Annotated in this window: 20 protein-coding genes and 1 other RNA gene; 7 read left to right on the forward strand and 14 right to left on the reverse strand. The window is 31.1% G+C overall.

Features of this window, described 5'->3' with window-relative positions:
• The first annotated feature begins 9 nt into the window (after positions 1-9).
• Complete coding sequence (locus ACJJVO_RS07400; RefSeq protein ID WP_405572328.1) at positions 10-1,080, forward strand: acyltransferase family protein; 1,071 nt, start codon at positions 10-12, stop codon at positions 1,078-1,080.
• Positions 1,081-1,090: 10 nt separating this feature from the next.
• Here the strand turns inward: ACJJVO_RS07400 and aroQ are convergent, their stop codons facing one another.
• The 5 genes from aroQ to ACJJVO_RS07425 form a co-directional block, all read right to left on the reverse strand.
• Positions 1,091-1,507: a type II 3-dehydroquinate dehydratase gene (gene aroQ / locus ACJJVO_RS07405; RefSeq protein ID WP_405572331.1), complete on the reverse strand. Its 417-nt coding sequence runs from the start codon at positions 1,505-1,507 to the stop codon at positions 1,091-1,093.
• Positions 1,508-1,585: 78 nt separating this feature from the next.
• Positions 1,586-2,221, reverse strand: a complete 636-nt coding sequence (locus ACJJVO_RS07410) for a porin family protein (RefSeq protein ID WP_405572334.1) — start codon at positions 2,219-2,221, stop codon at positions 1,586-1,588.
• A 183-nt stretch (positions 2,222-2,404) separates the two neighbouring features.
• Positions 2,405-2,956, reverse strand: a complete 552-nt coding sequence (locus ACJJVO_RS07415; protein ID WP_405572336.1) for a hypothetical protein — start codon at positions 2,954-2,956, stop codon at positions 2,405-2,407.
• 186 nt (positions 2,957-3,142) lie between these two features.
• Entirely contained in the window at positions 3,143-3,676 is a 534-nt protein-coding gene (locus ACJJVO_RS07420; RefSeq protein ID WP_405572338.1) for a hypothetical protein, read from the reverse strand.
• Between the two features lie 202 nt (positions 3,677-3,878).
• Entirely contained in the window at positions 3,879-4,493 is a 615-nt protein-coding gene (locus tag ACJJVO_RS07425) for a porin family protein (RefSeq protein WP_405572340.1), read from the reverse strand.
• Positions 4,494-4,713: 220 nt separating this feature from the next.
• On the opposite strand from ACJJVO_RS07425, the gene xerA reads away from it, so the two are divergent.
• Entirely contained in the window at positions 4,714-5,622 is a 909-nt protein-coding gene (gene xerA, locus ACJJVO_RS07430; RefSeq protein ID WP_405572343.1) for a site-specific tyrosine recombinase/integron integrase, read from the forward strand.
• A 67-nt stretch (positions 5,623-5,689) separates the two neighbouring features.
• Entirely contained in the window at positions 5,690-6,874 is a 1,185-nt protein-coding gene (locus tag ACJJVO_RS07435; RefSeq protein ID WP_405572346.1) for a PAS domain-containing protein, read from the forward strand.
• Positions 6,875-6,991: 117 nt separating this feature from the next.
• Here ACJJVO_RS07435 and ACJJVO_RS07440 read toward each other — a convergent pair whose 3' ends face one another.
• The 6 genes from ACJJVO_RS07440 to ACJJVO_RS07465 form a co-directional block, all read right to left on the reverse strand.
• Positions 6,992-7,723, reverse strand: a complete 732-nt coding sequence (locus ACJJVO_RS07440; protein WP_405572349.1) for a phosphorylcholine transferase LicD — start codon at positions 7,721-7,723, stop codon at positions 6,992-6,994.
• The gene (gene tagD, locus ACJJVO_RS07445) at positions 7,716-9,080 is read right to left on the reverse strand and encodes a glycerol-3-phosphate cytidylyltransferase (RefSeq protein ID WP_405572352.1); all 1,365 of its coding nucleotides are present in this window, start codon (positions 9,078-9,080) and stop codon (positions 7,716-7,718) included. Before tagD ends, ACJJVO_RS07440 begins: the two co-directional genes overlap by 8 nt.
• 390 nt (positions 9,081-9,470) lie before the next feature.
• A complete protein-coding gene (gene rny, locus ACJJVO_RS07450; protein ID WP_405572355.1) occupies positions 9,471-11,048 on the reverse strand; it encodes a ribonuclease Y in 1,578 nt (525 codons plus the stop codon).
• A 132-nt stretch (positions 11,049-11,180) separates the two neighbouring features.
• A non-coding RNA gene (ssrS, locus tag ACJJVO_RS07455) (6S RNA) lies at positions 11,181-11,310 on the reverse strand.
• A gap of 57 nt (positions 11,311-11,367) precedes the next feature.
• Positions 11,368-11,655 carry a cell division protein ZapA gene (locus ACJJVO_RS07460; protein ID WP_115817654.1) on the reverse strand — a complete coding sequence of 96 codons (288 nt, stop codon included), beginning with the start codon at positions 11,653-11,655 and terminating at the stop codon, positions 11,368-11,370.
• A gap of 19 nt (positions 11,656-11,674) precedes the next feature.
• On the reverse strand, positions 11,675-11,965 hold the full coding sequence (locus tag ACJJVO_RS07465; protein ID WP_405572358.1) for a hypothetical protein: 291 nt from the start codon (positions 11,963-11,965) through the stop codon (positions 11,675-11,677).
• Between the two features lie 315 nt (positions 11,966-12,280).
• On the opposite strand from ACJJVO_RS07465, the gene ACJJVO_RS07470 reads away from it, so the two are divergent.
• The 3 genes from ACJJVO_RS07470 to ACJJVO_RS07480 all read left to right on the forward strand — a co-directional run bounded on the left by ACJJVO_RS07470 (position 12,281) and on the right by ACJJVO_RS07480 (position 18,577).
• Positions 12,281-13,966: a M23 family metallopeptidase gene (locus ACJJVO_RS07470; protein ID WP_405572361.1), complete on the forward strand. Its 1,686-nt coding sequence runs from the start codon at positions 12,281-12,283 to the stop codon at positions 13,964-13,966.
• 152 nt (positions 13,967-14,118) lie between these two features.
• Positions 14,119-16,587 carry a TonB-dependent receptor gene (locus tag ACJJVO_RS07475; protein WP_405572364.1) on the forward strand — a complete coding sequence of 823 codons (2,469 nt, stop codon included), beginning with the start codon at positions 14,119-14,121 and terminating at the stop codon, positions 16,585-16,587.
• A 157-nt stretch (positions 16,588-16,744) separates the two neighbouring features.
• Positions 16,745-18,577: a T9SS type A sorting domain-containing protein gene (locus ACJJVO_RS07480; protein ID WP_405572367.1), complete on the forward strand. Its 1,833-nt coding sequence runs from the start codon at positions 16,745-16,747 to the stop codon at positions 18,575-18,577.
• On the opposite strand, the gene ACJJVO_RS07485 is transcribed toward ACJJVO_RS07480, so the two are convergent.
• Positions 18,567-19,712: a cysteine desulfurase family protein gene (locus ACJJVO_RS07485; RefSeq protein ID WP_405572369.1), complete on the reverse strand. Its 1,146-nt coding sequence runs from the start codon at positions 19,710-19,712 to the stop codon at positions 18,567-18,569. The genes ACJJVO_RS07480 and ACJJVO_RS07485 overlap by 11 nt on opposite strands.
• A 124-nt stretch (positions 19,713-19,836) precedes the next feature.
• On the opposite strand from ACJJVO_RS07485, the gene ACJJVO_RS07490 reads away from it, so the two are divergent.
• The gene (locus ACJJVO_RS07490) at positions 19,837-20,844 is read left to right on the forward strand and encodes a hypothetical protein (RefSeq protein ID WP_405572371.1); all 1,008 of its coding nucleotides are present in this window, start codon (positions 19,837-19,839) and stop codon (positions 20,842-20,844) included.
• A gap of 5 nt (positions 20,845-20,849) precedes the next feature.
• Here the strand turns inward: ACJJVO_RS07490 and ACJJVO_RS07495 are convergent, their stop codons facing one another.
• Positions 20,850-21,407 (reverse strand): Smr/MutS family protein, encoded by a 558-nt coding sequence (locus ACJJVO_RS07495; RefSeq protein ID WP_405572374.1) that lies wholly within the window; start codon positions 21,405-21,407, stop codon positions 20,850-20,852.
• Positions 21,397-21,612 (reverse strand): hypothetical protein, encoded by a 216-nt coding sequence (locus ACJJVO_RS07500; RefSeq protein WP_405572377.1) that lies wholly within the window; start codon positions 21,610-21,612, stop codon positions 21,397-21,399. The genes ACJJVO_RS07495 and ACJJVO_RS07500 overlap by 11 nt, the downstream gene beginning before the upstream one ends.
• Positions 21,613-21,654 lie beyond the last annotated feature (42 nt).

A 21,654-nucleotide genomic window follows, 5' to 3' on the forward strand; every position in this document is an offset into this window, starting at 1 on the left:
TCATTTTTTTTGAATACAATAAAAAGATTTTATGCTTTAGATGCTTTTAGAGGACTAGCTGCTCTTTTAGTATTTCTTTTTCATACTCCACAATTGTCTGTATTAACCAATAGTGCATTTATAAGAGGTTCTGGCTTTTTTGTAGACTTATTCTTTGTTTTAAGCGGTTTTGTAATTTATCATAATTACAAGGATAAATTAAGCACCTTTAGTAGTAGCAAGCCTTTTATATTAAAACGGATAAAACGGCTAGTTCCGCTTCATGTTTATACCTTATTAGTATTACTTATCTTAGAAATTATTAAATATGTAACATCTAATCAAATTAATTATTCTACTGTACCTTTTGAAGCTAATACCATGGCTTCATTTTGGCCACAATTTTTTTTACTTAATTCAACACCTTTGTTTTATGGCTTTAATTGGAATGGTCCAAGTTGGTCCATTAGTGCTGAAATGATAACATACTTTTTATTTATTTTGACGTCCCTTCTTTGTTTTAGAAAGAAAAGATTAACTCTACTTATTTCTTTGTCTATTGTATGTTTAGGCTATCTGTTTTTCAGTCTAAAAGACCATACTTATAATATCACCATAGATTATAAATATAGTTTTATAAGAGGTTTTATTGGTTTCTACTTCGGAATAATAATCTATTTAATAAGACATCTTTTGCTCAATGTACTAAATAAAGCTTCTAAAATTTTAGGTCATTTATTTGAAGTACTCATATTAATTATAGTTATATATATCATATGCCATGTAGGCTATTTTAAAAACTATTTCTTTATTATTCACATGGCTTTTGGATTGCTAATTTTAGTGTTCTCATTGGAGAAAGGAATAATTTCAGAGCTACTAAAACGGCACCTTTTTCAAAAACTAGGACAATGGTCTTATTCTATTTACCTTAATCACACTCTTATGATCATATTATACAATATGATATTAATAAAAGGATTTGGTATCAATGACAACTATATTCTACTCTCTGAAATACTGTTAATTATTTTAGTTTGTGCTTACTCTTCATTTACATATAAACACATTGAAAAACGGTTTTACAATAAAGTAAAGTAAACCTAAGGTGCTATAAAAAGCTCTCAATCGCTAAATCATAACTCTGCAAGCCAAAACCAAGGATAACACCTTTTGCATTTGGTGAAATATAAGATTGATGCCTAAACTCTTCTCTTGAAAATGTATTAGAAATATGAACCTCTACTACTGGTGTTTGTATCGCTTTTATGGCATCACCAATACCTACAGAAGTATGTGTGTAAGCAGCTGCGTTTAGAATTATACCATCAAAAGAAAAACCAACTTCTTGAATTTTATCAATGAGCTCACCTTCTATATTAGATTGATAATATTCTATAGTTGCTTTTGGAAACTTTGCTCTTAATAAGTCTAAATATTCTGTAAAAGTTTGGTGACCATAAACTTCAGGCTCGCGCTTGCCTAACAAATTTAGATTTGGACCATTTATAATGATAAGTTTTTTCATATAGTAAATATATTAAATAATACGCATAAAAAAACCGAAGCGTTGGCTTCGGTTTTAATATTTAAAAATGTTATTATTTTAGAACATATATCCTACAGATAATTGTAAAACGCTATTATTTATAGTCCAATCATCAGAATTATCAGTATCATTAATATTTGCAATCCCTAAATTATAACGTGCAGAAAAGTTTAAACCACTATCCATCTTATAACCAACACCAACGTTAAAGCCAAAGTCTATTGATTTAAAATTATCTTTGATATCCTCATCATCAGAATCTGAGAATGTTTCTCCTTCATAAGATTCCTTATATTCATATTCACCATTTGCAGATAACAGAATCCCAATTTGAGGTCCTGCTTCAACACTAAAACCTTCAGCCACGTAATACTTTGCCATAATAGGAATATTAAGGTAGTCTAACTTGAATTTAGTTTTTTCACTTACAGAGTAACCAAATTCAGAGTAAGAATCCTCATTATCAGCACCTTGAGCAGAATACAATAATTCTGGTTGTATTGAAAATTTTTCCGAAATAGAAATCTCCGCTACAGCACCAACATGAAAAGTTGTTATGCCATCAGCATCTTCAACATCACCGCCAAGCGTGGCAAAGTTAACACCTGCTTTTGCACCAAATTTCACTTCTTGTGCATTTACGTTTAAAAATCCAAATACTGCTACAGCAGTCATTAATAATAATTTTTTCATAATGTTTAGTTTTAGAGTTAATAAATATTTTAAGTCTTTAGTTTTAACCTAAATATATGTTAAAAATATTCTTAAACTAGTTTATAATTTATGATAAAAATCAGGTTAAGTCTTCAATTTAATGCTTAAAAAAACCGAAGCGTTGGCTTCGGTTTTTAATAAATATTATTTTATTTTATTTTACTAAAAATGTAATGCAAAACCAACGTTAAATTGTAATACACCTTCATCAGTATAATCTTCGTTTAAAGATAAATTATATCTTAAACCTGGTTCAATAGAAACGTTGTCGCTAATAAACCATGCATAACCAGCACCAAAGCCTAACCATAAAGGTGTTTCACCTGCATAATTCTCAGCTCCATCACCAGAAGCACCTGTTAAATCTACTGTTACAGGAATCATACTATTAAAATAGTACTTTGCACCTAAACGGTAAGAAAATGAACTTGTAGAATCACCTTCATCTGGACTAAAACCACCATATCCTAAACCAGCCTTAATAGCGAGATCATCTATAATAAAATAACCACCATCTAAACCGATATTGTATTCAGAACTACCATCACTCGATGAGAAATAAAGACCAGTAGTTCCTAACATAGCATTACCCGTGTTTGCCTCAATTAACCATTTGCCCTGAGATGTTTGTCCGTCTGAAGTAGCATCATCTTGAGCATTTACATTTGTGAATCCGAAAACTGCAAGTGCAGCCATTAACATTAATTTTTTCATGATATATAATTTTTAATATTTAAGTTTTGGCTTTATACCAAATTCGTTAAGACAAAACTATATCTATTAAACTATTGGATTAATGACTAGGATCATTTTGAATTATCTTTTAAAATTCTAAAAAAACTGGAGCAAAAAAAAACCGAAGCGTCTGCTTCGGTTTTTAATAAATATTATTTTATTCTACTAGAAATGTAATGCAAAACCAACGTTAAATTGTAATACACCTTCATCAGTATAATCTTCGTTTAAAGATAAGTTATATCTTAAACCTGGCTCGATAGAAACACTGTCAGTAACAAACCATGCATAACCAGCACCTAAACCTAACCATAATGGATTCTCATCTGCATCTTCGTAAGAAGAACCAGTTAAATCTACGGTTACAGGAATCATACTTTTAACATAATACTTAGCACCAATACGGTAAGAAATAACACTTGAATCGAAATCGCTAGTACCATCACCATAACCAAATCCAGCTTTTAAAGCTAAATCATCCATGATAAAATAACCACCATCTAATCCGATGTTATACGTAGACTCACCATCAGTTGAAGAAAAATAAATTCCAGTAGTACCTAAAACAGCATTACCAGTATTAGCTTCAATTAAAATTTTCCCCTTCGAAGTTGGTCCATTAGTTGTAGCTTCTTCTTGTGCATTAACATTTGCAAATCCTAATACTGCAATTGCAGCTGTAAATAATAATTTTTTCATAATTTTAAATTTTACTTGATTAATGATTAAATTTTAAGTTTATATTTTATTTAAATTGGTCGGCAAATGTAAACTTTAGCGTTGTACTATAAATCTAAAAAATGTTAAAATTAAATGCGTTTTATCGATGATTTTAGTTTTTAAACACAAAAAAGAGGCTAATAGCCTCTTTCTCTGTTTTATATAAATTATAAAATTTTTACTAGAACATATACCCTACAGAAACTTGTAGTACTCCATTATGCAACTTACTATCAGAACCATCAATATCATTAATATCTGCAAGTCCTAAGTTATAACGTATTCCAAAGTTTAAACCAAAATCTAACTTGTAACTCGCTCCAGCAGCTAAACCAAAATCAATAGATTTAAATTGATCTTTTATATCTTCCGAATCAGACTCACCATCAAATCCAGAATCTCCATCTAAATCATATTTTGCAGAAACTAAAAAACCAATCATTGGACCAAACTCAACACCTAAATTTTCTATAACATAATATTTTCCCATTAATGGTAAATTAATATAATCTAATTTATATTTAGAGTTAAAACTTACACCTCCAAAACCAAGTCCTTCATCAACCTCCGCTCCTTGAGAAGAGTACAATAATTCTGGTTGAAAAGAAAGCTTGTCTGTTATAGGAATTTCGGCTACACCTCCTATATGAAGCGAAAATCTAGTTGTTAGATCATCTACATCTCCAGTAAGAGTAGCAACATTAACACCTGCTTTCACTCCAAACTTTATGTCTTGAGCATAAAAACTTGAAAATCCACAAGTTACAACTGTAACAAATAATAATAATTTTTTCATAATTGATTATGTTTATAAGATTAATTGACACAATCTAAGAATTTATTTTCAAAAGGAAAAATCCTCAATAATAGTTATTAACAATTTTTATATTTTTTTGTTCAAATACATATTATACAGACCATTAACCTTAATAGTTATTAACAATACCATAAAAACACTCAGTGAATTACATCCTGTTTGTGGTGTTATATCACTTAATTAATTGCTATTTTTAGCCATGAAATGGGAACAAGCAATAACGGATTATAATCACTACCTTTTAATAGAACGTGGTTTGTCTAAAAACTCCATTGAAAATTATAGTTATGACATTAAAAAATTAATTCAATATCTTGAAGAACATAGCATTATAGAATCTCCCATTTCTATAAATAATACTATTGTTAAAGACTTTATATATTCGGTTTCAAAATCTATAAATCCAAGATCTCAAGCACGCTTAATTTCTGGGCTACGCAATTTTTTTGATTATCTAATTTTTGAAAATTATAGAACCACAAATCCTTTAGACTTAATTGAATCACCCAAAATTGGCAGAAAACTACCAGATACATTATCTATTACAGATATAGACAACTTAATTAATGCTATAGATTTAAGTTACCAATATAACGGTGTAAATCTTGGTGAACGCAATAGAGCTATTATAGAGACTCTTTATAGTTGCGGTTTACGTGTAAGTGAACTCATAGAATTAAAAGTATCTGATTTATTTTTTGAAGAGGGTTTTATTAAAGTTACAGGAAAAGGAGACAAACAACGTTTTGTGCCCATTGGATCTTCTACACAGAAATACATAAATATTTGGATTGGTATTAGAAATCATATAGATATACAACCGAGCTCAAAAGATGTGCTTTTTTTAAATTTTAAAGGAAAAAAGCTGACCAGAGCGATGGTATTTACGATAATAAAACAACTGGTAAAAAAAACAGGATTAAAAAAAACAGTATCTCCGCACACCTTTAGACATTCGTTTGCCACACATCTTTTAGAAAACGGAGCGGACCTTAGAGCAATACAAATGATGCTTGGCCATGAAAGCATAACAACTACCGAAATTTATATGCATGTAGATAGGTCTCATTTAAGTGATGTTTTAAATAAATTTCACCCAAGAAAATAGATGAATAATTATAATACGAGATGTGACAAACTCGTTATTTTTGTGTCTTATAACAAATTGCAATTTAATGAAACTCCCTATCTTAAACCTAATTAACTACAAGTCAAAATCTTACAAAAAAAATGGACTTTCTAATCCAACTTTTGAAGATCAAAAGCACAAAATTGCATTAGAGATTTCTAATGTTGGTCTATGGGATTGGGATATTACTACAAACAAAGTTTTTTACTCAAAAGAGTCTAAGCAAATTATTGGTTATGCAGAAGACGAGTTAAAAACGAGCTCAGAATTTTGGGATAGTAAAGTGCATCCCGATGATAAGGAAACATACTACAGTAATTTTAATTCACATCTAAAAGGCGAGATAGATACTTATGAAAACGAATATCGCATTAAATGTAAAAATGGTAGTTACAAATGGATATTAGATAAAGGAAAAATTATTGAAAAAGATGCCAAAGGTAAACCATCTCGCATTATTGGTACACACACCGACATCTCTAGTTTAAAAAAGAACGAAGGACAGCTTAATAAAAACCTTCAAATTATTACAAATCAGAATAAAAGGCTATACAGTTTTACGCATATTGTTTCTCACAATTTAAAAACTCATATAGGAAATCTTAAAAATATCCTAGAGTTTTATGATGAAGCACAATCTGAGAATGAGAAAGAAGAACTTATTAATCACTTAAAATCTATTTCAAAATCGTTAAGCTCTACAATAGTAGATTTAGATGATATTGTTAGTATTAAATCTAAAATTAATAACCATCAACTTAACGAACGTGTAAATCTATATGATTGCAGTCACAAAGTGATAGAAAGCTTAAAATTAGAAAGTTCGAAAAAAGGTGTTGTAATCCATAATGCATTAAGAAAAGATGAAGTATTACTAACTAATACTTCTTACTTAGAAAGTATATTTTATAATTTAATTTCTAATAGTATAAAATACTCTGACCCTAATAAGAATTCTCAAATAATTATTCAATCCATACATACAAAAGATACTGTGAAGATTCTAATATCAGACAATGGTATTGGTATTGACATGGATAAATTTAAAGATCAAATTTTTGAAATGTATCAAACCTTTCACGGTACAGATAGAAAAGATTCTAGAGGAGTTGGACTCTATATTACAAAAACTCAAGTAGAAGCACTGCAAGGAGTTATTCTTATGGAAAGCAAATTAAATGAAGGTACTGCATTTTCACTGACTTTTAAGAAACAAAACAGAGTTGATTAGATTTTAATCTTAGACCTCTAAATATTGTGTTCTGTTATCCACAGTGCACAGATTCTGTATTAAGATTGAGCTATTTAAAATGTTGGCCTCTAATCTAAAATCTAATATTATTGAATACTATTCACTAACGTATTTTAAATTACCATGCTCAGGTTTTTGGTCTTCAACTGGTGGCAATTTCATATAATCACCATAAAATTCTTTGAGGTAAAAATCATACCCATCCAAAATCATTAATGGAGTGCCTTCAAAATTCACTTTAGAATAAGTGTTTAGAATAGTTTTAGGCAATATTTTTCCGATGTACACAAATTTATCTAATGAAGAAAACATATAATCCGTATCCTTATTCTTAAATAAGGTTGCTAATTTATAATACATCTTCAATTTAAAATTTTTACTAAATAATTGTCCTATAACGTATAAAATGCTAGTAAAAACAAATCCAAAAATTCCTTTATCTTTTGTTACCTGTCCTTTTAATGTTCCTTGAATAGCCTTTAGACCAAACACTTGTGCCTTTTGCAATACTTTAGAATTAGATATATTATCAAAAACAAAAATATCTATACAGATGTTTTCATCATCCTTAGACACAAACCGTGTTACCCATAAATTATTACTTGAAATTGTAAAATTTGCTGGTATAACCTTTAGAAATTTATCGTATTCACTTCTTTCAAAAACAATATCAGCATCATCATCCCATGGTATAAATCCTTTATGACGAATAGCACCAATTACAGTGCCTGCAAATAAACTATATTTTATATGATGCTTTGAGCAAATGGTATCTATCTCTATTAACAGCGTCAACAATTTATTATGTAAAACTTCAATATTAGCCATGCAATAATTGTTTTAATTGTGATGTAGATACTCCTTTAGTTCTTGGCAAGTATATCACCTCACAATGCTCCTCTAAAGAATTAAATTTGTCTTTCCAATCATCACCCATCACAAAATAATCTATATTATGCTCAATAACGTCTTCCGCTTTTTGGTCCCAATTATCTTCTGGTATTACTAAGTCTACAAAATCTAAAGACTCTAAATATCGTTTTCTTTTGTTGAAATTAAACTTACATGTTTTTCCTTTTACTTCATTAAACTCATCTGTAGAAAGACCAACGATGAGTTTATCACCATAATCTTTTGCTCTCTTTAAAATTTCTAAATGACCGTAATGTAAAAGGTCAAAAGTACCATAGGTTAAAACTGTTTTAAATTTATTTTTTAGCAATAATGAAAAATCTACATTTAGTTTTTTAGAGGTTTTAAAAATAAAGAACTCAAATAAAGTATCTAAAATGGGCAAGTTTTTTCTAAGCTTAGGTTCTATTATTTTATTTAAAAGGTTTAACGTTTTGATGTCTTCTAATACTACATTGTTTGTAGTATCTTCTGCATTATAAAACCCTTTTTCTACAATTAATCCTAATGTTCTATTTCTACTTAAATCAGATAATGAGTTTAAGCAAAGATTACCAATACCACAACCTAAATTGGCCGTTTTTGTATCGCATTTAAGATACTTTAATAAAATTTTAATTTCTTTAAAGCACTGCGTAAGAATAAAATAAGTGGTGTTACTCGAATTAAATTTACCATCAATATTACCCATATAAACAGCATAGATATTATTTAAAGCACAGAGATATTCTACTCCATTATTATCTGTTGTAAAGTCGAAATAAAAAACAGTCTCTTTAAACACTTCTTTTACCTTAATTATATCACTTCTATTCTTATAACTTAAGGTTAATAATGTAGGTGCATTTCTAATAACTTCTACATTAATTGAAGGTCCTTTTAAACTTACAAAGTTCTCGAATTTTAATTCAAATGTAAAGTAATCGTGAATTGTCATTCCGTCCTTTAATAAGCCTCGAGACATATTTATAATAAGTGCATTTTTATCAATTATGTCTGAAAACACTTTTTTATAATCGTCAAATTGACGGATTGGAATAGTTAAGATTATAATTTCATAGTTCTTTAATAACTCAAAATTATGTTCAGAATTAATTTCTTTATTTAATCTAAAATTTTGGAAATATTCTTTATTTCTATTTTCCTTATTTATATGATTACTCTGTGTTTTGGTTTGCACAAACAAAGAGACATTATTATTTGTGTTTAGTGATAATTGTTGAGCGACAGCAGTTCCGGTAGTTCCTGCTCCTATTATTGCAATATTATTCATAATTGTATTAAATTCTACGTTGTTATTATTTGAAATACTTACTCTTTTTGTATTCCAAATAGATAAATAGATTCATTAATAAATTATCAATAATATGATGCTCATCATAATTATAAGGTTAGGCCTAATAATTTATATAGCGAAGATAAAGCATTTACAACAATCCCTTGTATTGATAAGACAACATGCATAAAATGACTGTGAATATCTTAAAAAACTGAATTAAGCCCTGAAATTACTCATTAATAACATTTTTTTGTTTTAACTAAAAAACAGCTTAAACTAAATTATAATCAATTATGCACTTCAAGAATTCAATGTAGGTATGAAACAAAAAAAAAGCTCTCAATTTCTTGAGAACCTTTTTCTAATATATTGAGTTAGTCTAATTTATTTTGCAATATTAACAGCTCTTGTTTCTCTAATTACTGTTACTTTAACTTGTCCAGGATACGTCATATCAGTTTGAATTTTTTGAGAAATTTCAAACGATAAACTTGCTGCTCTGTCGTCTGTTACTTTTTCACTTTCTACAATAACACGTAGTTCTCTACCTGCTTGTATCGCATAAGCTTTCTTTACACCTGTAAATCCAAAAGCTACATCTTCTAAATCTTTTAAACGTTGTATATAAGAATCTAAAACTTGACGTCTTGCTCCTGGTCTTGCTCCAGATATAGCATCACAAACCTGAATAATTGGCGCTAACAACGTTGTCATTTCAATCTCGTCGTGGTGTGCTCCAATGGCATTACAAACTTCTGGTTTCTCACCATGCTTTTCTGCCCATTGCATACCCAAAATAGCGTGTGGAGTTTCAACATCTGTCTCAGATGATGGTACTTTACCAATATCATGCAATAAACCTGCACGTTTCGCTAGCTTAGGATTTAAACCTAATTCCGCTGCCATTACACCACAAAGTTTTGCTACTTCACGCGAGTGTTGCAGTAAATTCTGTCCGTAAGACGAACGGTATTTCATACGACCTACCATTTTAATTAATTCAGGATGTAAACCATGAATTCCTAAATCGATAACCGTACGCTTACCTACTTCTATAATTTCTTGTTCAATCTGTTTTTCTGTCTTTTTTACTATTTCTTCAATACGCGCTGGATGAATTCTTCCATCCGTAACTAATTTATGTAAAGACAAACGTGCTATTTCACGTCTTACTGAATCAAAACAAGATAAAATAATAGCTTCTGGTGTATCATCTACAATGATCTCAACACCTGTAGCAGCTTCAATGGCTCTAATGTTTCTACCTTCTCTACCAATAATTCTACCTTTAACATCGTCTGACTCTATATTAAATACAGATACACAGTTATCTACAGCCTCTTCCGTACCTATTCGCTGTATCGTATTAATAATGATTTTCTTAGCTTCTTGCTGTGCAGTTAATTTAGCTTCCTCAACAGTATCTTGAATATAAGCCATAGCATCCGTTTTAGCTTCTTCTTTAAGAGATTCTACTAATTGCTCTTTAGCTTCTTCTGCAGATAATGCAGAGATAACTTCCAATTGCTTTATTTGGCTTTTATGCGCTTTTTCTATTTCATCTTGCTTCTTATCTAAGAATTCCATTCTAAAATCGTAATCCTTTATTTTAGCCTCTAAAGATTGATTAGATTTCTTAGTCTTGTTAAGCTCATTAGAGATTTGAGATTCTTTATCTCTAATACGCTTTTCAGATTCAGCCATTTTTTTGTCGCGAGAAAGAATCACTTTTTCGTGCTCTGCTTTTAACTCAATAAATTTTTCTTTAGCTTGAAGTATTTTATCTTTCTTAATAGATTCTCCATCTGATTTAGCCTGTTTTAAAATAGAATGCGATTCGCTTTCTGCATCAGCAATTATTTTTGAAGCTTTACCTTTTTCTAAAGATTTTGCTATAATATATCCTAGTATTACTCCTAATACTACGGCTCCAACTATATATATAATTGTGTTAGTGTCCATGTTTATTATTTAGTTTATTTACGTTAGGTATTATTTAAAACTTCCAACCTAACACCGGAAAATTGCAATCTTAATGCTATAAACACTAAAAATTGTATAAAAAAAAGCCTACATCAGCTAGCGGTTTTGTATAAACTCCTTAAAACAAGTTTAGGGCTAACAAGCTGATCAAAAATCTGCCCGAGATACTGAAACGAGTTCAGCACTGGCAGCACGATTTTACAACTTAAACTCACCCTTTTTAAAGAATTGATCGTTGAGTTTATCAAAAAATGTAACTAATGTAGGCAGTAACCTTATATTTTAAAGAACGTACGAGTTAGATATGTTGATTTAAAAGTTCATTTAAAGCGACTAACTTTTCTTGAACCTCTTCATTTACATACTCTTTTTCTATTGACTTTTGCTCTACTTGAGCGGCAAATTGCAAGGCACACATGGCCAAAACATCTTGCTTATCTCTTACAGAGTAATTCTGCTCAAATTGCCCAATCATAGCCTCAATTTTTTTTGTGGCCTTTCGTAAACCTTCTTCCTGACTCGGATTTATCGTTAACGGATAAACTCTATTTGCAATAGAAAGTTTAATTTTTAATTGTTCTGACATATATGTCTAATTTACAACTTTATTCTGAGAGCTGCCCAATACAATGGTCAATATCTCTAATAAGTGCATTTATTTTGAGCTTTGTTTCTCGTTTATTTTCGTCACTACCAAGCATTGAATTTGCCATTTTAAGAGTATCATATTTTTCTACCCAAACAGCAATTGCTTCTTGCTGTTCCAAAAGCTTTTGTTGCTGCTGTTCTAATTGGTCTGAGAGCTTAGCGTTGGCTTGTTTTAAAACCTGTTGCTTATGTAAAATCTTACTGATTTTATTCTCTAACGCATCAACAATGTCTTCTATTTTACTCATTAAAGCAATTCAATACTATTAAAACAAAGTTAACATACCTATTGATAAAACACAATTCTTTTACAATTATTTTTGTAACCACCTTGTAGATTTTTTCTTATTCGCCTAAAAAAAAGCAACTTCTCTATTATCTTTTAATACCAAAAGTTGAATAAAAAAAATAAACAGAATAAATAGCTTTCCTTAAAATAGTTGCTGTTTACCGCAATATTATCTTTACAAAATCGATATAAACTATACCATTAAGAAAAATAATACGGTTTTAACATTTGAAAATCGTAATCAAATTAATATTTTAGCTTAATAGTCCATTGTATGAAACCATTTTTGCTCCTTCTTTTACTTACCTGCTCTACTTATGCACAATCTGAATATCCGCAAGATTATTTTAGGCATCCGCTAGATATACCTTTAGTGCTAGCTGGTACTTTTGGTGAATTACGATCTACTCATTTCCATGCTGGTCTAGATATTAAAACGCAGCAAAAACAAGGATTAAAAGTATATTCTGCTTCTAAAGGTTATGTGAGTAGAATTAAAGTATCACATTTTGGATATGGAAAAGCCGTTTATATAACACACCCTAATGGCTACACCACAGTTTATGGACATCTTAAAAAATTCTCAAAACGTTTAGAAGATTATATTAAACTGTGCCAATATGAAAAAGAAAGTTTTGAGGTAGAGATGTTTCCTGGTGTTGAAGAACTTTTAGTTGAACCTAACGAAGTTATTGCTTATTCTGGAAATACAGGCAGTTCTGGCGGACCACATTTGCATTTCGAAATTAGAGACAACCAAGAACGTCCTATGAATCCATTGCTTTTTGGTATGCAAGTAAAAGATTCCAAACCACCTTATGTTTCGGCTGTATTTGCTTATCCAAAAGACGATCAATCTACAATAAATGGCAAAAATAAACGTGTACCGTTACGACTAATTCCTAATAAAAACGGTGATTATGAAGTTGAAAAGATTAAAGCTCATGGCACTATCGGTTTTGGAGTTGTATCTAATGATAAATTAGATTTAGCACCTAATAATAATGGAGTAAGTAATATTCAAACCTTTTTCAATGGTAATAAAAGTATTGAAGTAGATTTTAAACGTTTTAGTTTTGAGGAAGCTAAACATATTAATCGTTATGTTGATTATGATTATTATAAAAGTAAAAAATCTAAAATTCAGAAATTATTCATTGAAAAAAACAATCCTTTAACACTTTTTAAAGACACTTACGATAATGGTTATGTTATTGTCGAAGACAGCACATCTTCGGTTTATAAGATGAGAATACGTGATTACCATGATAATGAATCTTGGGTTACGATACCAGTAGAGGGTAAATTAGAAACAATTGTGCGAGATAATCTTGACATTTCAAACAAATCATTGGTTTACAGTGATAAAGCAACCAAATTAACCTCAGGATTTATCACAGTGAATTTCTATAAAAACACCTTATATGATGACGAATATATAGATTTTAAGGTAAGCTCAGACACTCTTTTTTTAGGTGAGGATAGAATTGCAATGCAAAAGAATTTTTACATCAATTATGACCTAAGTCATTATAAAGAAGACCATCAAGATCAACTTTTTATTGCAAGATTTTACGGTAATTACAAAAAACCTTACTATGTTTCGTCCACTAGAAAAGGCAATATTTTAAGTGCGCGAAGTAAATCTTTAGGGACTTATGCTTTAGCAACAGATACGGTTCCTCCAAAAATTACACCAATCAATTTTCAAAATAAAAAATGGATCAGTAAATACCGCTATCTAAAAGTTAAGATTACAGATGATTTATCTGGTATTAGTAAATATAGAGCTACTGTTAACGGCAAATGGATTCTAATGGAATATGATTATAAAACAAATACCTTAACACACGATTTTAATGATAATATCGTTAATGATACTAAGAACGAATTAAAAATAATTGTAACGGATAATGTTGGAAATAGTTCTACATTTGAAGCAACATTTTTTAGAAAATAGAATTTACAGACTTAAAACTTCTTCTAACTCTAGAATAAAGCTAATAAACGCGTCTAGCTAAAAAGAAACATTACGTCTTTAACATAAGCATATAGTAAAATACGATTGAACGCCACAATCTTATTATATACCAACTAAGAAAAACAAATCATTTGAAGCGCTTACATTTTATACTCATACTCAGTTTACTTTTTAGTGTATTATCCTTTTCACAATCTGCTATAATAAGAGGTGTTATTTTAGACGAAGGCAATACTCCAATCGAAGGCATTAATATAAAAGCCAGCACTGGAGAAGGAACCGCAACTAATAGCAATGGTTTTTATGAGCTTAAAATTCCTTTTGGTGTAGAAGTAACCATCATATTTACACACATTTCTCACAAACGCGTAGAACAGAAATTTAATCTTAAAAATGGACAAGAAATAGAGTATAATCCGGTAATGCTGATTGATGTAGAACAAATTGCAACTGTTGTCATCAATACTAACACCAGACAATCTGTTGAAGGCGTCACCTCCATTTCTCCACAAATGATACGAACCATAAAAGGCGCACAACCTGGAGTTGAGAATATTTTAAAAACATTACCTGGAGTAAATATTTCTAACGAATTAAGTACACAATATTCCGTTAGAGGAGGAAATTTTGATGAAAACCTAGTGTACGTCAACGAAATTGAAGTATATAGACCTTTTCTTGTGCGTTCAGGAAATCAAGAAGGCTTGAGTTTTGTGAATACAGACATGGTGCAAAATGTAGATTTTTCTGCTGGAGGTTTTCAAGCTAAATATGGTGATAAGTTATCTTCTGTTTTAGATATTACCTATAGAAATCCGGTAGATTTTGGTATTAGAGCAGATATTAGTTTATTAGGAGGTAGTATTGCTGCCGAAACCGTTTCTAAAGACGGAAAATTTTCTGGTATTGCAGGTGTAAGATACAGAGATAATAGTTTATTATTAAATAGTTTAGAGACTGAAGGTAATGTAGAACCTGTATTTGCAGATGCACAAACGTATCTAACCTATCGTTTTTCGAGTAAATTTCATCTGAATTTCCTAGGAAACATTTCCTCAAACAAATACAACTTTCAACCAAATAATAGACAGACTAACTTTGGTACACTTCAAGATCCTGTAGCCCTTTTAGTCTTTTATGAAGGGCAAGAAAAAGACCAATACCAAACGTATTTTGGTGCTTTTAAAGCCAATTATTTTGCGAGTGATGATTTAACATTAAAATTAATTGCTTCTGCTTATCATACTACAGAGCAAGAATACTTCGACATATTAGCGCAATACCGTTTAGGTGAAGTGAATACAAATATCGGAGATGAAAATTTAGGTGAAGTAGAATTTAGTGAAGGTATTGGGTCGCAATTAACACATGCTCGTAACGATTTGGATGCGTTTATTGTAAATGCAGAACATAGAGGTGATTATAAAATTGATGATGAAAGCACAATTGAGTGGTCTGTAAAATATACACATGAAGATATTAGAGACCGATTAGAAGAATACGAAATTATTGATTCTGCAGGTTTTTCAATTAGACCTCCTCGTTTTAGCGAACCTAACACACAACCTTACGATCAGTTTACTGGCCCTTTAACGGCTTTTGAAAACATAAAGGCACTAAATTTTGTAAAAATCAATAGATTTCAAGCTTTTGCACAATATAGTAAACGTACTGATTGGGATGGACATGAAGTATTTTATAATGCAGGTGTGAGAACTCATAGTTGGGCTGTTAGCGGAGATGGCATCTCAGATAGCAAAACACAAACCGTTATTAGTCCGAGAGCGCAATTTGCCATTAAACCAAATTGGGAAAAAGATATGCTTTTTAGAGTTGCAGCTGGTCTATACTATCAACCACCGTTTTATAGAGAACTCAGAGATTCTTCAGGTACAGTACAACCTAATGTAAAGGCACAAAAATCGTTTCATATTGTTTTGGGTAACGAGTATAGTTTCGAAATTTGGGATAGACCATTTAAATTAGTCACAGAAGCCTACTATAAGGGAATGACTGACGTAAATCCATACACATTAGAGAATGTTAGAATTCGCTACAGTGCAGACAATAATGCAAAAGCCTATGCCTATGGTTTAGATTTAAGACTTAATGGAGAGTTTGTACCAGGAACAGAATCTTGGTTTAGTTTTGGGTATTTAAAAACCGAAGAAAACATAGATGATCGTGGCTACATAGCAAGACCAACCGATCAACGTTTAAAGTTTGGTGCTTTGTTTCAGGATTATGTACCAAATATGCCAGACTTAAAAATGTATTTAAATTTAGTTTATAATACAGGAGTTCCTGGAGGTTCGCCTAGTTATGCAGATAAATACCTTTATCAATTACGTTTAAGAGATTATAGACGTGCAGATTTAGGAATTTCTTACCAATTAGTAAACCCTGAAAAACAATACACTTCAAAATGGAAAAAACCATTTAGAGAACTCTCTTTAGGTTTTGAAATCTATAACATGTTTGGCAATCAAAACTCTATTACTAATACTTGGGTGAGAGATGTTTACTCTAAAGGACAATATGCAATTCCTAACTATTTAACACCTCGCGTTTTTAATGTGAGATTATCTGCTAGATTATAAAATCATTCAAAAGTTTAGTAATTCTACAAGTTTTTTTAGTGTAACAACCTAAATTTTCGATGTACGGTACATTAATAACATAATAATTCATTAGATTTGTAACTATCTAATTCGCTTTAGATTACCCTACTAAACTTCAGCATTAAAATTTAAGAACATGAAATTTTCTTTCTTAGCATGCCTTTTGCTATGCTCTAGTATGGCTTTTGCTCAATTAACCGTCACTAATAACTCGTATATTTTTGTCGATGGAGATGGGTTTACTGCTGCTCCCGATGTTGCACCACTTTATGTTACAAATGAAGTTAACTTAACTGACGCTGACAGTAAAATATATTTAAGAAACGAAGCGCAGTTAATTCAAGATTTTACAACTACTACAAGCACAAATTCTGGCACAGGCCAATTAAGCGTTTATCAAACAGGTACTGTAAATCAATGGTCTTATAACTATTGGTGTTCACCTATTGGTAATAATTCAGCAGCTTCTGGAAATGAAAATGCACGTGTAAATTTAATTGATGATGCTACAGGATTAATATCTAGTACAGATGCTGCATTTACCACAGGCTTTGATGGTAGTGCATCACCTTTAACAATTTCTGATCGTTGGTTATGGACGTATCAAACTGCTGATCAATATATTGATTGGGTTTATGTAGGTGCTACTGGAAATATTAGCCCAGGACTTGGCTTTACAATGAAAGGAAACGGAACTGGTTTAACAGGTAGCCAAGTCTATGATTTTAGAGGGAAACCTAATAATGGCACCATTACTAATGATGTGGCTAACGGCTTAAATACTTTAGTTGGTAATCCTTACCCAAGTGCTATGGATTCTGCGTTGTTTATTCACGATCCACAAAACCAAGCTTCAATTACAGGCACACTTCTTTTCTGGGAACAAGAAGGTAATGTACCCTCTCATACTTTACAAGATTATAGAGGAGGTTATTATTCGTTTACCATTAATTCAGCAGGAACTGTAATTACGGATACTCCTGCACAATTTATGACCTACGACGAAGATGACAACACCTTTCCTTTAGCTATACCAACTAATGGTTCTAAATCAGCTGGTAGATATATCCCAATTGGACAAGGCTTTATGGTTGAAGGTGTTACTGGTACTCCTGCAACTCCTGCAACGGTATATGCTAAAAACGCACATCGTGTATTTGCTAAAGAATCTGATGGTAACAGTTATTTCTTTAGAAACAGTACTGATAATGGTGATAACACTACTGAAACCGTAGGGGTTCAATACCAAGACAATGGTCTTTCCATTGTACCTGATGATTTTAAACGTTTTAGAATAAATGTTGATTTTACCGCTAATGAAGCACAATACACAAGACAATTGGTTTTAAATTTTCATGAGTCTGCAACTGCTGGTTTTGATTATGGGTTAGAATTAATTCATTCTGAACCTACTCCATCAGATGCTTATTTCTCATTGGATGAAAAAATATATAATGGTCAAGCTTTTCCTTTCGCTGAAGAATTAATTATTCCAATTTCAATAGACATTGAGGAACAACAACCTTTACGTTTTAGAATTTTTGATATTCAGAATTTTGATGAATCTCAAGGTATCTACATTCACGATTTAGAGAATGACACTTATGTTAATTTAAGAAATTTAGACTACGAACTAAATATTGAGCCAGGAAATTATTCTAACCGTTTTGAAATTGTATTCACACCTGAAGGTACTTTAGATATAAATGAATTTGATGTAACATCATTAAGTATTCGTCAAGACAATAACAACCAAGAGCTTACTGTTCTTAACCCAACAAATTTAGATGTTAAGACCATAGAATTATACGATGTTTCTGGAAGACGTGTCTTAAGTTTACCTATTGATAATGTTCTAGATCATTACAATCTTTCTACGGTATCTATAAGTGATGGTGCTTACATTGTAAAAGTAGCAACGAAATCTAGCACCAATTTAAAGTCTCAAAAGATACTTGTTAAGCACTAACAAATGCCTTTAAAACATTAACCACATAATCCAATTCTTCTTTAGTATTATAGATACTGAAGGAGAAACGGACTGATGGTTGTTTCAATTTCTCATCATTTAAAATTTCTGTCAGCACATGCGATTGTTGGTTACTACCACTTTGGCAAGCACTACCTTTAGAACAAGCTATACCTTTTAAATCGAGTTGAAATTGCAACATTCCAGCTTTTTCTGGTGCTATTGGTAAACAGACATTAACCAATGTGTACGTGCTATTTATACTATCTAAACAACCACCATTAAAGCTTGTCTTTGGTAAATGAGCTTCTATTTGTTGAATAAAGTAATCTTTTAATTCTGATACATATTTTTTATCATCTTCCAAATTAGCATAGGCTATTCTTAAAGCTTCGTCTAAGCCAACAATATTATGTATGGATTCTGTACCTGCTCTGTAACCTCGTTCTTGCTCTCCTCCAAAAATTAAGGGTTTCAATCCTGATTCTTTTCTTATAAAGCAAAAACCAACTCCTTTAGGTCCATGAAATTTATGAGCACTTGCTGCTAAAAAGTCTATTGGAGTCGTTTTTAAATCAATTTTATAATGACCAATGGATTGCACAGTATCTGTATGAAATAATGCATTATTAGATTTACAGAGGGTTGCAACACGCTCAATATCTAAAATATTACCAACCTCATTATTAATATGCATTAAACTCGCTATAGCTTTATGACTAGATTGTAATAAGTGTTGTAAATGCGAATAATCAATTAAACCACAATCATCTAAATCAACATACTTTACTTCAATATTATACTCTTTTTGTAACTGTTCTGCAGTATGTAAAACGGCATGATGTTCTATTTTTGATGTAATAATCACCGTAACGCCTAAATCTCTAACGGCACTTCGTAGTGCTAGATTATCAGCCTCAGTACCTCCTGACGTAAACACAATTTCGGAAGCAGACACATTAAAATAAGACGCTATGTTTTTTCTACATTGCTCTAAAAGCGCTTTAGACGAACGCCCAAAACTGTGTGTAGAAGATGCATTTCCGTAGCTATCTCTCAACACTTGCGTCATACGCTCTATAACTTCTGGCCGTATTGCTGTGGTTGCTGCGTTATCTAAATAAACTTGTTTCATGTGTTATATGTATTGTTTTTCAATCGTCATAAACGGTCTGCCATTCCATCATTATTTTAAATGATAAACGTTAAACACTCCCATTTCATATCGCAAAAATATTGTAAATAAAATTATTTAGTTAATGGAGCGTTATAATTTTACAAATCCTTTATTTTTGCTTAAAATTGAATCTATGGTACGTCGTTTTTATATCCTTTTTTGTTTGGTCTTTTTAGTCGCTTGTGATGATGGTGATATTTTAACTGTTGACTTAGTATTTGATGAAGAATTAGAGCGATGTGATAATTTTGAAGATGACCATCTTATTTACGACACACGTGAAGATCCTAGTGAAGCTCTTATTTTAATATTTCCAAAATCTACTGCTAATGATGCTTTATTTACATCCGCAACAACAGTAGGCACACCTGAAGAATTAACCATTGACGAAAGTACTATTCGTTTTATATACAGAACTTACAATAGAGAATTAAGTGCCGACGATATTTGTGCTGTAGTTGCTCCTTCTAATTTAACCATACAAGAAGACTATGAAGCTGGTTCTGGAACTGTTGAAGTAACCTCTACCTATGTAGATGATGATAATGATGGAGTACCTACAGCATTTGAAGGTGTTGCCGGACTACCTGATGAAGATGGTATTTATAGAGACTCTTTAGACACTGATGGAGATGGTATACCAAATTATTTAGATATAGATGATGATGGTGACAATGTATTAACCGAAAATGAAATTGATAATAGTGATGGTGATGATGACCCAACAACTAACCCAATGAATACAGATGCGGATTTAACAAACGGAGATGATATACCAGATTACTTAGATGCTGATGACGATGGTGACTTCATTCCTACCAGATTAGAAGATGCCAATGGTGCAAATGGTCCTGGCGATGATCGCGTAGCTGTCAACGGAGTTCTTGTGCTGCTTTATCTAAATAATGCAGAAAATACAGCCTATACTTTTGAAGATTACAATGCTTTTGAGAAAGTGTATACAAGAACCGTAGAAACGACTTTTGTAGTTAAAGATACTGATTTAACCATCTTTAGAGCTACTGAAATTAATTTTGGAACCTTAACAACAACGATAGAAGACTTAGACCCACAAGTTGTTGCAGATTAATACAACTAAGGTTCTACATTTTGAAGAATCCTAACCTCTGTGGCACCTAATCCATAAGTTTTGTAATCTGCATCATAAAACTGTACATTATTATAACGACCAAAAAGAGTTTCTAATTCTTGTCTAAGCACTCCTTCTCCTACTCCATGTATAAATACAATTTTAGGAATACGTTTTCGCATCGCAAATTCTAATTGTCCTCTCGCTGTATCTAATTGCAAATTCAGCATATCAAAATTAGACATCCCTCTAGACGATTTTGTTAAATGATGAATATGTAGATCAACTTCAAACTTTGGTGCATGTCGTTCTTTTGGTTTAACCGTTGTAACGTTTTTTCTTTTCTTAGTTTCCTTTTCTCGTTTTACGGCTTCTATATCTGTATCATAAACTGCATTTGCAAAACTATTACCAGATGCACAAATCATGAGTTCTTTGGCGTCAAACTGTAAATCGAAGCCATCACTATCTTCTACTGTAATTGTATTTTCTGAAATTTTTGTAATAATTCCCGAAATATCATCGTCTATGGTTTCAACAGCATCTCCTATCTTAAACTTCATCTTCTTTTTCTGTTTTAATAAACGATTCTTCTTCTTTATCAAACTTACTTGGTATATTTCTAGATGTTCTATACACTCCAAACACCAATAATAAAATACCTCCGATTAATAAATAGGTGTTTTTTTCTTGTTCAGCATTAGCATAAAAGGCTATTAAGCCACCTACTAAGATGCAAATAAAATTTATAGTTCTAGAAATATTCATAATTCAGTAATTAATGCGAAATACAAAAATAAGGTTTAGAAA

This window comes from Winogradskyella sp. Asnod2-B02-A (assembly GCF_045063645.1).
Classification (GTDB): Bacteria; Bacteroidota; Bacteroidia; order Flavobacteriales; family Flavobacteriaceae; genus Winogradskyella.

What these genes read in the sequence shown, in the direction of transcription:
- aroQ (WP_405572331.1), bottom strand. Translation starts at nt 1,507, where the DNA reads ATGAAAAAACTTATCATTATAAATGGTCCAAATCTAAATTTGTTAGGC.
- ACJJVO_RS07410 (WP_405572334.1), bottom strand. Translation starts at nt 2,221, where the DNA reads ATGAAAAAATTATTATTAATGACTGCTGTAGCAGTATTTGGATTTTTA.
- ACJJVO_RS07415 (WP_405572336.1), bottom strand. Translation starts at nt 2,956, where the DNA reads ATGAAAAAATTAATGTTAATGGCTGCACTTGCAGTTTTCGGATTCACA.
- ACJJVO_RS07420 (WP_405572338.1), bottom strand. Translation starts at nt 3,676, where the DNA reads ATGAAAAAATTATTATTTACAGCTGCAATTGCAGTATTAGGATTTGCA.
- ACJJVO_RS07425 (WP_405572340.1), bottom strand. Translation starts at nt 4,493, where the DNA reads ATGAAAAAATTATTATTATTTGTTACAGTTGTAACTTGTGGATTTTCA.
- xerA (WP_405572343.1), top strand. Translation starts at nt 4,714, where the DNA reads ATGAAATGGGAACAAGCAATAACGGATTATAATCACTACCTTTTAATA.
- ACJJVO_RS07435 (WP_405572346.1), top strand. Translation starts at nt 5,690, where the DNA reads ATGAAACTCCCTATCTTAAACCTAATTAACTACAAGTCAAAATCTTAC.
- ACJJVO_RS07440 (WP_405572349.1), bottom strand. Translation starts at nt 7,723, where the DNA reads ATGGCTAATATTGAAGTTTTACATAATAAATTGTTGACGCTGTTAATA.
- tagD (WP_405572352.1), bottom strand. Translation starts at nt 9,080, where the DNA reads ATGAATAATATTGCAATAATAGGAGCAGGAACTACCGGAACTGCTGTC.
- rny (WP_405572355.1), bottom strand. Translation starts at nt 11,048, where the DNA reads ATGGACACTAACACAATTATATATATAGTTGGAGCCGTAGTATTAGGA.
- ACJJVO_RS07460 (WP_115817654.1), bottom strand. Translation starts at nt 11,655, where the DNA reads ATGTCAGAACAATTAAAAATTAAACTTTCTATTGCAAATAGAGTTTAT.
- ACJJVO_RS07465 (WP_405572358.1), bottom strand. Translation starts at nt 11,965, where the DNA reads ATGAGTAAAATAGAAGACATTGTTGATGCGTTAGAGAATAAAATCAGT.
- ACJJVO_RS07470 (WP_405572361.1), top strand. Translation starts at nt 12,281, where the DNA reads ATGAAACCATTTTTGCTCCTTCTTTTACTTACCTGCTCTACTTATGCA.
- ACJJVO_RS07480 (WP_405572367.1), top strand. Translation starts at nt 16,745, where the DNA reads ATGAAATTTTCTTTCTTAGCATGCCTTTTGCTATGCTCTAGTATGGCT.
- ACJJVO_RS07485 (WP_405572369.1), bottom strand. Translation starts at nt 19,712, where the DNA reads ATGAAACAAGTTTATTTAGATAACGCAGCAACCACAGCAATACGGCCA.
- ACJJVO_RS07490 (WP_405572371.1), top strand. Translation starts at nt 19,837, where the DNA reads ATGGAGCGTTATAATTTTACAAATCCTTTATTTTTGCTTAAAATTGAA.
- ACJJVO_RS07495 (WP_405572374.1), bottom strand. Translation starts at nt 21,407, where the DNA reads ATGAAGTTTAAGATAGGAGATGCTGTTGAAACCATAGACGATGATATT.
- ACJJVO_RS07500 (WP_405572377.1), bottom strand. Translation starts at nt 21,612, where the DNA reads ATGAATATTTCTAGAACTATAAATTTTATTTGCATCTTAGTAGGTGGC.